A 12081-nucleotide genomic window follows, 5' to 3' on the forward strand; every position below is an offset into this window, starting at 1 on the left:
TATAGAACCCCTAAGCGCATCTCTAAAAATTTAGGTGTACGCTCCTATTACTTAACTTAAGCATATATCTTTTCGGAGAAAGATATTTCCAATCATCAAAAATAAAATCAATTATTGTAGAGCGTGTCATCAATTATTTCCCCCCTACTCCCTACTCCCTACTCCCTACTCCCTCTTTTCTGGAGAGAGCTAAAAGATACCAAATGGGTTCTATAATACAGCGACCTTAAGGAGCTTTGTCATCCGCCAAGAAATAAATTTCTTGGCTCACAGCAAAAGTCATCTAAAGATGACTAAATGTTAAAAAATCTCGTCTCTTCTCTCTCAAATTTTTACGATTGAGTCATCTTACAGATGACTTCAGCTATTAGCCAAGGATTTCAATCCTTGGCAATATTTGGCGAACTTGCCAAACAATAACTAAATATTAAAAATTCCCATTTCCCTCCTCCCAAATTTCTACTAATTTATCCATCAAATCTTCTGCTAAGTCACTCAACTCAATATCCCCATTTTCATCATCATCCTCTCTCGAACTTCCCATCAAATTATCCGCTAATTCTCGTTGACTGCTACCCGAATATGTCGCAAACAAATTCGTAGCAGCAGCTCGCCACTCATAATTTTTTTTAGTTCGATAAATCCACTCCAACTGAGCAATAATATTAGTCAAATCTTCTATTTCTAACCGTTCTTTGACTCTGGCAAAAACCGGATAGCCATCCGCAGTAAAAGCATTATTAGCTGATTCTAAACGTTGCAAACATTCAAACAAAACCTCTATATCTTCTAACTCATCAATTTCTACTTCTTCCGGCATTTCGTCTGGTTCATCAATTGGCAAAAAACCCAATATTTCCCCAGATTGTAAACTGTCTTCTAACCGAACAAAAATATAACCGATTCTATCTTCAAGCACCTCTGGCGGTAACTCTATTTCATCCTGTTCTGGTAATACAAATCGACATTCTAATTGACCGACATTAACAATAGCCAAATCAGCCACATTATGATAATGACGGATTACCGGATTCCAGGAATCAGAAGCTTCTAAATCGGTTGGAATATCAAACATTTTGAGGAAATTATCTACAGCATAAACGACTAAAGTATTCAGATAAACTTGAGTCTTTTTTTCTTTATTAGGTTGTTGTGCTGCAAATTGTTGAGCATAATTATGAGCCTCTATAGGGATAGAAATATTCATAGTTTGATAATCTATAGTAGTCATTATTCGCCTCCTAAAAGTTCGTTATAAATTTCCTTCAAAAGTGGCTTACATTTTCTGTGCCAATGTGATGATACTGTTCCTTGGGGCACATCTAATTCTTGTGCAATATCTTCCCATTGTTGCGGAGGATTTTTTAACAAACGCCGTTTAGTAATTTCCCTACAATTACATTGAGGATATTTTTTGGGATGACAATCTAATTTTTCTGATGCTAATAGTTTTTCCTCAAAATCTTCTTGGATTAAAGTTTCCATCGGCTCAGGAATATTACTAGCAATAACATCTCCTAAATTTGGTATATTTGCATCATTGTAACTACCAGAAATTGGTGCATCAAGAGAAGTTTCTCTCTGCAATTTTTTCTTTTCTTCACCATACAAATCCTTAATTCTGTATCCGAGACGCAACCCATACCAATTAATCCACGATTTCAGATTATCTAAAAGAGACTTTTTTCCTTCCTGAATTTGTTCAAATTCACTACATATTCTTTGAGAAAATTCAAACTGAATCTCTTGTAATAAATCTGGATACTTGGGGTGTGGGGATGTAGCAAGTATTTTGCATTGTAAAATTAGGCTCCACAACGTAGTAAAAGCTCTCTCCCATTCCCTGCTTCTTGGAGTTTCTTTACAGAAATTTTATATCGCTTCACGGAGCAAATAATCATTAGATTTTTCATTACACATTTGCGTTACAGAAACATATTTTGACCTTACCATTTAACTAACTCCAAAAATACCATATATAGGATTGCTTTTTCTACCAAAATAACTTTATTAGAGAGTTATATCTAAGAAAAATATCCAGTGCTTATTGTTGTCATTGTGAGGGGGAATGGAAAAGTAAATATTTTGGTTTCTCTAATCATTACCCCCCGTGGCAATCTTTGACATAACAGTTAAATTACGAGATTGCTTCGGCTAAATTAATGTTTTTTTCAGGAGATTAATTTATTCAATTTTCGCCTCGCAATGACAAAATTAGATTCTCTTTGTAAATTAGCTATAACACTCTGAAAAAATCTTAATGTAATTCATTATTTGATGCCTTTCCAGATAGATAAAATTGCTGAATATAAACATCATCAAAATAAATATTAATCGATACAAACTTGACATTATTTTCAAACCTTTGATTATGGTTATTAACTGCCTCCTCATAATATTGACAAGCACGAACAAATTGAGATTTTTCCTGATAAAAATCCTTCTTACAAACTCGTAGTTTCTGTTGCCGAAGTAAGTGGTTAATTCTAAACCAGAAGAAAGCAAAACTATTTTGATAGCGATCGTAACCAGAAACCATCCCTGCATCAGTCACATAAGCCAAAATTGCCATCGCTATCAACAAAATTACAGCATATTTCGGGCAAATGAGGTACAGGATAAATGATGAAAATATTGTAGTGCGGGCATCTTGCCCGCTTCGGGGTGTACCTGATAACAACGGAAAGTACTGTATGTCATACAATTCAGGTAGCCAGTCTTCCCCACTATAGAGAGCAACAACAGTCATTGTTTCCTTTAATTGTTAAGTTGATAATTTTGGGCCATGTAAAACCGAAAATTATCTGTTCTTAATTACTTAACGATTTGAAGCGGGGATAATTTTGCAATTTTGAAAAAATTTTTTGTTGAGTCATCTTATATCATGTCCGGATAATTAGTGATAAAAAAAACTTTCTCCTTCTTCTTCTTTCTTCCCTCCTGACTCCTGACTCCTGACTCCTGACTCCTTCATAGTTTATTTATAACTGTTCAACCGGACATGATATTACAGATGACTTAAGCTATTAGCCAAGGATTTCAATCCCTGGCGATATTTGGCGAGCCATCTGGAATATCTATGATAAGTTCTGTACCTTTTCCTGACTGAGAAATACATTGCAGTTGTCCTTTGTGCTGTTCTGTGATAATTTGGTAACTAATTGATAACCCTAGTCCAGTACCTTCACCCACAGGTTTAGTAGTAAAAAAGGGGTCGAAAATTCGTTGGCAAATATTTTTGCTCATCCCAATTCCATTGTCAGCAATACTAACTCGTACAGTTTCTGAGTCTTTCATTTCAGTAGTGATGAAAATTGTAGGATTTTTTCCCACATTCTCCGAGGTAGTTAAAATATCAATGGCATTGTTAAAAATTTCCATAAATACTTGATTGAGTTGATTGGCATAACAGTTTATAGGAACCAGTTTTCCATAATTTTTAACAACAGTAATCTCTGGATAAGAGCCATTAGCTATCAAGCGATGTTGTAAAATTAGTAAAGTATTTTCTAATCCTTCATGGATATTTACCTGTTTCATTTGCGCTTCATCGAGACGGGAGAAGTTGCGTAAACTAAGAACAATTTTACTAATACGATCGCTTCCTGTTTTCATTGAGTCCAAAAGTTTTTCTAGGTCTTGAGATAAAAATTCTAGGTCTAAATCCTCGAGTTTCTCTTCTATGGCAGCAACGGGAACAGATGAATTTTGTTGGTAGAGTTCAAGAAGTTCGAGTAGCTCGCGGACATATTCACGAGCATAATTAATATTACCCGAAATAAAAGTAATCGGATTATTAATTTCATGAGCAATTCCTGCTATCATTTTGCCCAAGCTAGACATTTTTTCTGTTTGAATGAGTTGCAGTTGAGTTTGCTGTAAAGTTTTCAAAGTTTTGCTCAATTCTATACTTTTTTCTTCGACAGCAATAACATTCCGGTAAGCTCGTAAAGCAGAGATAGTGCTGGTAATTAATCGTTGTCTAGTGAGTTCAACCTTCGTTCTGTAGTCATTAATTTCATAGTTGCGAATTATATATTCTTCTGGTGCTTCCCCTGGTTGCCCTGTCCGCAAAACAATCTGGATGCGTTTATTATTTAGTTCCTCACGAATATAACGAACTACGTTTAAGCCAGCATCATTGGTTTCCATCACTACATCAAGCAGAATGAAGGCAATATCGGAATGCTCGGAAATTAACTGTTTGGCTTCCGAAGCGGAAAATGCCTCCAGAACTAAGAGAGGTTTGTCATCAAAAACGAAATTTTTCAAGGCTAATTTAGTGGCTTGATGAACGGCCAAGTCATCATCCACAATCATTATTTTCCAAGGTTCTACTTGTAGAGATGAGTTATCATCTTCTTCCAGCAAAGGAATAATTTCATCGTCCTCTAGAAGAATTAGTTCGTCATCTTCTTCCAGCAAGAGTTGCTCATCATCTTCATCCTGAACAGGAGTAATATTGTTATTGTTCTGCTTGTTATCGTCGTGGGTAGTCATTTCAGTTATCAGTTATCAGTTATCAGTTATCAGTTATCAGTTATTAGTTATTAGACATCTCCAGAAAAGAGGCAACAGCTCATCTGGCAACAGGGAACCCACCCCTAACCCCTCCCAGGAGGGGAATAATATCAAATCCGGTTAAACAGCCATAGAATGGTTAAGTTAGGAGGAGTCAGGAGTCAGGAGTCAGGAGTCAGGAGTCAGGAGGAGAAAGAATTACAAAGATGAGCGTAGTTATGACGATTGAAGAATTTTTTTATGTCCAATTAAACGGATTTGATATAATTGATAATTTATGGATAAGAATTGATTCTATTTTTTATTTTTGGAGATGTCTATTAGTTATTAGTTATTAGTACCTCTAGCTGTTTGCGAAGCATTCCGTAGGAAAGCAAGAAAGTTTAAATCTGGAAGATTCTCTTCCCTTCTGTACACATATATGTTGATAATTCTATAATTACTTCTTACTTCAATATTCCATCTCCCCCGCTCCCCCGCTCCCCCACTCCCCCACTCCCCTACCTGACTCCTGAGTCAAAGGAATAGTTATGACAAATTTTGTGCCTAAACCCACCTGACTATCAACTTCTATTGTTCCCTGTAACTTTTGGGTTACTAAATTATAGACAATATGTAATCCCAATCCTGTTCCTCCCTTACTCCTGGCAGTGGTGAAAAATGGCTCAAAAATTTTGCCTAAATTTTCCTCTTCAATGCCACAACCATCATCACTATATTCAAGCTGAATTTTATCACTTTCTTGGCGAATGCCCAAGGTAAAATTTCCTGCTTCTTCCGAAGGATACCCATGAGTTAGGGAGTTGGTGACTAAATTGGTGACAATTTGAGCCAAGGCCCCTGGATAACTATCAATTTTAATAGTTTCGTCCCCTTCTACAGTGAGAGTATAAGATGTTTTCATTTGGGGAGCTAAACTTAAAGCAATTTCTTTGAGGTATTCTTTGAGGTTAAAACATCGGTATTCAAGGTTGCTTTGATCGGCAGCTATTTGTTTAAAGCTTTGAATTAATTCTCCAGCTCGACTCAAATTACTCAACATCAGTTGGGTACTTTCTCCAGCTAACTCTAGATAATTGTTAAGTACAGAACGTTTCAGTTGTCCTTGAGCTAAAGCTTTGGTAAAGTTTTGGGTTTCGTCTGCTAGAGTAGAAGCAATAGTGATACTCGTACCAATTGGGGTATTGATTTCGTGGGCAACTCCAGCAACTAACCCTCCCAAAGCAGCCATTTTTTCTGATTCCACAAGTTGTTTTTGAGTGGCTTTGAGGTCTTCGAGAGCTTTAGATAGTTCGGCAGTGCGCTGTTGAACTTTTTGTTCGAGGGTGTTATAGAGTTGAGCATTTTCGATGGAGATAGCAGCTTGAGCACTCAGGAGCTTGAGAATTTCAATGTGGTTTGGGGTGAATGCTTCTACAGTGAAGTTATTTTCCAGATATATTAGGCCAATTAATTTACCTTGGTTGATGATGGGAGTGCAGATGAGACTTTTGGGTTGCTGCTGTATCAAATAAGTATCTCCAGAGAAGCTGGTATTTTGGCTAATATCGTTGATTAGGAGAATTTTTTTTGTATGTTTGACTGTATTAATAATACTTAGAGGAAGACTGTTGGCATCATCAAGAGGCATAGGTGATAGGTGACAACTGTTCTTCTCACATTGGGTAATAATTTCCCAAGTACCAGTATTGTTTAAAATTAATGTACCTTTGTCAGCTCCAGCATTTTCGAGGACAATGTTCATTAGTGTAGATATCAACGCATTGAATTCTATTTCCTGGGAGATGGCTTGAGAGACTTTAATGACTGAGGCGATATCGAGCAGATAATGAGAAGAAGAAGAACTCACAGTGTCAAGGCTTTTGGTAGAGTTGAGGGTGTGGTTGAAATTGAGGGGAGATTGAGTGTTTTGAATAATGGGAGCAAGCAGTTGAGGATATTTTTGTTCTAGTTGATCAGTCTTAGCTTTAGCCCCCCAACGAGCATAACAATAGTATGCTTCCTGCATATAGGTAGCAGCAATTTTTTCTTTCCCCCAATCTAGGTAAAATTTGGCTGCCAGTTCGTTTCCTAATGCTTCTTCTTGGAGATATTTGTTTTCCTTAGCTCCGGTAATGCCGCAGTCGTATAGTTCTAGTGCCTGAAGTTTGTCTTCTAACACCCGATATCTTTCAGCTTCTACCAAATCGTATTTATGTTGAAAATTTGTAGGAGCAAATTCTGCCCAACTTTTTAATTGGGTTTGATTTTCCGCAACGCGCTCGCTCTCGTGCAGCTTGAGTTTTCCATTTGTCAGCAATGCTAAACTGTAATAAAAATTATGCTCCGATACATAAAGAGTTCCCATAGCAGCTTGTCGATACTGCCAACCTTTTTCTCCAGCTTGTATAGCCTCGATATAATCTTCAAATAAATAGGCAAGCCGTGTTTGGGCTTCATAAAAGCACAAAACCAAAAAAACAATATTGTTTTCCAACCATTGGGATAAACATTTTTTCCCATTTAATACTAAACCTTGGAGATACTGTGGTTCGTCTGTTTCTCTAAGAAGGTTGACAACTACTTGCTGATTAATACGAAGAAAGCCTTCGTGAAATTCGTATTTTGCCTTGATAATTCTTGGGAGATAGCGTTCTTGGGCTTGAAGTACTTGCTCTAATGGATTGCCACTATAGAATAAATAGTTACAATAATGAACAATACCATAGAAAGCATACTCCACATCCCCATTGTCAAATCCACTTTGGATCGCTTCAGGAAGAGCTGCAACTGCATTCTTGAGGGGTTCTTTCCACGGCCGAATGAAAACATTAAACATATTGCTGACTTTGGCGGCAATGGTGCGTGCGTTGAATTTTTCTAACAGTTGTAAGGATAGCTTGCCAAACTCATATCCAGCTTCAATTTCACCATAAAATCCGCATAAAAGTGCTCCATACCAACTGTAAGCAGAAGCAGCAAGGGGAGAATGGCCGTATTTCATGCAGTGTCGAACAGTATGAAGAACTATCAGCGGATAAAAGGTGGGATTGGCAATATAAGCAGCAGAATTTGCATTGATCAGAAGGCGAATTACTGCCAGTTTTTCTTCGTTATTAACGATTTCCAGCGTTACTAAATTGGCAATTTCTTCAGTTGGTAAGGCAATCTCTTGACGGAGTAATTCGATTTCTGTTTGAATTTGCTGTGGTTCGGTGGGTAAACAGATGTCTAGGAAAACAAGAGCATCAAAGGCAAGAAAAATCGCCTCGTTCATTTGATTCTGATTGATTTTGAAGATAATTTGCAATTCATAAATTTTGATGCGATCAAGCAAACTACGAGCTTTTTCTAAAGTTTCTTGACAGAGCTGCTGGGCAACTTGTAAGTTATGATTAAAATATTCAGCTTCAATTGTCGCGATCGCTAATGCAAAACAAAGGGAATAATTTGTTTCCCAACTTTGTTCATGCAGAAATAGTTGTCCAGCGTAACAATAGCGACGACTGGTTTCATAAGCAACAGAAACCTTGGCTTTTTGACTTGCTTGCCAATTCAATTGTGCAATTTTGTCGCGTTCCAATGGTTCTAAAATTAAATCACATCCGATATTAAGATGATTAACAATGGTAAACAGATAATTTTCTTGCTCACTATCCGGAATATTATGCCAAAGTTGACGGCCGATCTTGAGATGCGTTGCTTGTTTTTTCTCTTCAGAAATCAATGAATAAGCTGCTTGTTGAACGCGATCGTGCAAAAACCGATAGCTTACTGAAATGGTTTCTACCTCATTTTCTTCGTTCTGCATTCCCTGGAAAAATTTATAGGTTTGACTTTCTGGAATAACAAACCCTTCTTGCAACCCTCGCCACAAATCTTTTGCCACTCGTTCCTGAGTGCCCTCGCATACCACCGCCAACGTTCCTAAGTCGAATTGATTACCGATACAAGCTGCCAGTTTCAAAACTGCCTGAGTTGCTGACGGTAGTTTTCGCAATCGCTCTATCATAAATGCTACCACATCATCCGTCAGCGCCAACTGTCGTGTTTGTGCTAAGTCACACTGCCAATACCCTGCATCTGCCTCAAATGTAATACAGTTATCCTCATATAACCCTTTCAAAAATTGGGTTGTAAAAAACGGATTTCCCTTAGTCTTATCATACACTAACTCAGATAAAGGTAAAGCAACATCCACAGAACACAACAACGTATCAGCAACCAAACGAGTAATATCTAACTTTTCCAGAGGAGCTAAAGTTATCGTATTAATGTTAGCGCCCCGTTTTTTAATTTCATCTAAAGTCAAAATCAATGGATGAGCTGGAAAAACTTCATTGTCACGATAAGCTCCCAATACCAATAGATAGCCTGTTTCCGATTCATCCATCAACAATTTAAGTAAGTTGAGCGATGCCGAGTCTGCCCACTGTAAATCATCGAGAAAAATCACCAGAGGATGCTCTTTGGTAGTAAATACCCGCACGAATTTGCCAAACAGTAGATTGAAGCGATTTTGTGCTGCGCTACCAGAGAGTGGGGCAACGGGTGGCTGTTGATCAATAATTCTTTCCAGCTCTGGAATCACTTCAATGATTATCTGTCCATTTTCTCCTAATGCTTTGAGGATTTTAGCTTTCCAGTTAGCTAGTTTAGCATCCGACTCTCCTAGCAACTGTCCCATCAAATTTCGGAAAGCTTGCACGAAAGCGGAAAAGGGAATATTACGATTGAACTGGTCAAATTTACCTTTGATAAAGTAACCTCGTTGCTTAACTATGGGTTTGTGAACTTCATTGACAACTGCCGTTTTCCCAATTCCTGAAAATCCTGCCACAAGTATCATTTCTACTCCCCCCTTGCTAAGGGGGGTTGGGGGGGATTGTACTCCCCTCTTGCTAAGGGGAGGATTGGCAACGCGTTCAAAGCCATCTAGTAACACTTTAACTTCTGATTCTCGTCCGTAAAGTTTTTCAGGAATCAGGAAGCGATCGCACACATCTCTCTCTCCCAGCTCAAATGATATCATCTTTCCTATAGTTTCTAACTGCTGTAGACATTGCTCTAGATCGTATTTCAAGCCAAAAGCACTCTGATATCGCTCCTCAGCATTTTTGGCCATCAACTTCATCACAATATCTGACAGTACTTGGGGTATTTCTTCCCCATTTTCTAATACAGTTGGCATTTTTGCCAGATGACAATGCACAAGTTCCATGGGATCGCGGGTATCAAACGGTAATTTTCCGGTTAGCAGCTCAAAAAATGTTACACCGAGAGAGTAGAAGTCGGTGCGATAGTCAATCCCTCGATTCATGCGTCCAGTTTGTTCGGGGGAAATGTAGGCCAGGGTTCCTTCGAGAATATTGGGGTTGATCAGTTGTTGTTGTTCTTTTGGTAGTAAAGTGGAGATACTGAAGTCGATGAGTTTGACTAGATGAGTTTCAGGGTGGATGAGAATATTCGCAGGTTTGATGTCTTTGTGGATAATACGTTGTTGAGCGAGATATTGGAGAGCTTCTGCTAGTTGGATGGCTATGTGGAGAAATTCGTTGAGGGAATGGTTTTGAGTCGGCCAATAATCAGACAGAGCAATCGCTCCTGAGTCGGCCATTACTAAGGCATAACCATTAGTATAGGGTTCTAAGGATAAGCATTTAATAATAGCTGGATGTTCCAGGTGACTGGCGATCGTGTATTGATTGCGGAATTGAACCAATTCATTAAAGCTAGGATGAGGGTTGCGTAAGACTTTGACGATCGCCGGTTGCCTAGAAGTTTCTTGAATTGCTCGATAAACCATTGTGCGTTGTCCGGTATAAATTTGATTGATTTCTTGATAACCAGCTAAGTTTAGCATCACTATCACCAGGAATTTAGGCTAAATATATGAGTACTATTTTATCTGATTTAGATTTCAATTGCCAAACAAATCATGGTTAGTCTGTATAATTAACTAATTCGATCAAATTAATTATACAAATGAGAAAAAATATATTAGACATCTCCGGAAAAGATGGAGTAGAGAGTATGGATTAGGGGGAAATAATTGATAATTTCTGTACGATAATTGATTTGATTTTTTATTATTTGGAGATGTATATTAGACTTGTCGCTTAATAAGGTAAAGTAAGAATTGGTATTACTAGATGAGATGGAAAAATGCTAGACATCAATCGAGTGCTTAAAGAAGACCGACTGTTAAGGGCATTAACTGGACTAAACCGTAAGGCATTTGATGAATTGTTGCCAGCTTTTTCTGTCCAACTTAACAGCGAAGCGATCGCCACCACCCAAAAGCCTCGACTCCGAGCCAGAGGGGGAGGTAGAAAAGCCAGATTGCTACAAGCTTCATATAAGCTATTTTTTATTTTGTTCTATTTTAAATGCTATCCTACCTTTGATGTGGCCGGAGTATTGTTTGACTTACACCGCAGTCGAGCACATCGTTGGATGTTAAGACTACAATCAATACTGGAGAAGTCATTGGGAAAAAAAATGGCCTTACCAGAACGTAAATTGGAAAGCGTCGGAGAATTCATTACCAGATGGAAATCTGCCTGCATAAGTAATGATTGATGGCACAGAACGGCCAATTCAACGTCCAAAAGAGCAACAGAAGCAAAAAAATCATTACTCAGGTAAAAAAAAGCGTCATACTCGTAAACATTTAATTATGACAGACGAGAATAAGAGAGTCTTAGTGCTTTCACTCATCACGAGAGGGTAAGGTGCATGACAAACGGCAACTAGATGAAGAAAAACTGGTAGAATTTGTGCCTGATGAAGTGAAAATTCATGTGGATTCAGGCTTTCAGGGATTACAGAAAGAATTTGTGAACATCAAAATACCCACGAAAAAGCCGAGAAAGAAAGAATTAACAGACAAACAGAAACAATCAAACAGAGAAAAAAGTAGAGTTCGTGTCAAGTGTGAACACACGATATCAGGTGTCAAAAGATACAATGCAACAACAGCAATCTACAGAAATCGGATCAAAGATTTAGACGATCGCCTAATGTTAACTGCTGTAGGACTCTGGAATTTCTACTTGATGGTAGCATAGATTGATGGGTGTAACCCACGATTTGACAATTTTGCGATCGCCACTTTTCAGGTTTTATTTAGCGACAAGTCTATTATTCTAAAAATATTCAATTTTAACTAGCTGTCAGCTAATAGCGAAGAAGCGATCGCCTCGGACAATTAATTATAAGTAGGTTGGGTTAAGCGGTAGCGCAACCCAACAAACACAAAAGGAGAAAGTTTTTTATCACTAATTATCCGGGATGATATTAGTAATCACAACCTCCACTATCACTACTATCACTTCCAGAACTGCTACTACTGCTACTGCTACTACTATCATAACTACTACTGGAACTGCTACTGCTACTATAGTTTCCAGAGCTGCTGCTGCTAGTCACACTATAATTACTGGAACTACTACCAGTTCCTCCACCACTACTACTGCCTCCACCAAACTTTTCAGAACTAATGCTGCTAGTGGTTTCAGACCAATTAGCTCCCGATACTCCACCATCGCTACTACCTCCGCCAAAGCTATCATCATCACT

Annotated in this window: 9 protein-coding genes; 3 read left to right on the top strand and 6 right to left on the bottom strand. The window is 38.1% G+C overall.

What is annotated here, in order from left to right; translation table 11 throughout:
• Positions 1-427 precede the first annotated feature (427 nt).
• The 5 genes from F6K54_RS29230 to F6K54_RS29250 all read right to left on the bottom strand — a co-directional run bounded on the left by F6K54_RS29230 (position 428) and on the right by F6K54_RS29250 (position 10363).
• The gene (locus F6K54_RS29230) at positions 428-1231 is read right to left on the bottom strand and encodes a DUF1822 family protein (RefSeq protein ID WP_293085620.1); all 804 of its coding nucleotides are present in this window, start codon (positions 1229-1231) and stop codon (positions 428-430) included.
• Positions 1231-1818, bottom strand: a complete 588-nt coding sequence (locus F6K54_RS29235; RefSeq protein ID WP_293085623.1) for a hypothetical protein — start codon at positions 1816-1818, stop codon at positions 1231-1233. Before F6K54_RS29235 ends, F6K54_RS29230 begins: the two co-directional genes overlap by 1 nt.
• Positions 1819-2257: 439 nt before the next feature.
• Complete coding sequence (locus F6K54_RS29240) at positions 2258-2749, bottom strand: hypothetical protein (protein WP_293085625.1); 492 nt, start codon at positions 2747-2749, stop codon at positions 2258-2260.
• A 290-nt stretch (positions 2750-3039) separates the two neighbouring features.
• Positions 3040-4500, bottom strand: coding sequence for an ATP-binding protein (locus F6K54_RS29245; protein WP_293085628.1), 1461 nt, complete (start codon positions 4498-4500; stop codon positions 3040-3042).
• A gap of 472 nt (positions 4501-4972) precedes the next feature.
• On the bottom strand, positions 4973-10363 hold the full coding sequence (locus F6K54_RS29250) for an ATP-binding sensor histidine kinase (protein WP_293085629.1): 5391 nt from the start codon (positions 10361-10363) through the stop codon (positions 4973-4975).
• 302 nt (positions 10364-10665) lie between these two features.
• Between F6K54_RS29250 and F6K54_RS29255 the strand changes: the two genes are divergently transcribed.
• From F6K54_RS29255 to F6K54_RS29265, 3 genes are read left to right on the top strand one after another with little or no spacing between them, the layout of a single operon-like run.
• The gene (locus F6K54_RS29255) at positions 10666-11082 is read left to right on the top strand and encodes a transposase family protein (RefSeq protein ID WP_293085631.1); all 417 of its coding nucleotides are present in this window, start codon (positions 10666-10668) and stop codon (positions 11080-11082) included.
• The gene (locus tag F6K54_RS29260; protein WP_293085633.1) at positions 11075-11233 is read left to right on the top strand and encodes a transposase family protein; all 159 of its coding nucleotides are present in this window, start codon (positions 11075-11077) and stop codon (positions 11231-11233) included. Before F6K54_RS29255 ends, F6K54_RS29260 begins: the two co-directional genes overlap by 8 nt.
• Before the next feature lies 1 nt (position 11234).
• Positions 11235-11570: a transposase family protein gene (locus F6K54_RS29265; protein ID WP_293085636.1), complete on the top strand. Its 336-nt coding sequence runs from the start codon at positions 11235-11237 to the stop codon at positions 11568-11570.
• A 229-nt stretch (positions 11571-11799) separates the two neighbouring features.
• Here F6K54_RS29265 and F6K54_RS29270 read toward each other — a convergent pair.
• Positions 11800-12081: hypothetical protein (locus tag F6K54_RS29270; protein ID WP_293085639.1), on the bottom strand; the 282-nt coding region annotated here is incomplete at its 5' end.

Source organism: Okeania sp. SIO3B5 (genome assembly GCF_010692555.1).
Classification (GTDB): Bacteria; Cyanobacteriota; Cyanobacteriia; order Cyanobacteriales; family Microcoleaceae; genus Okeania.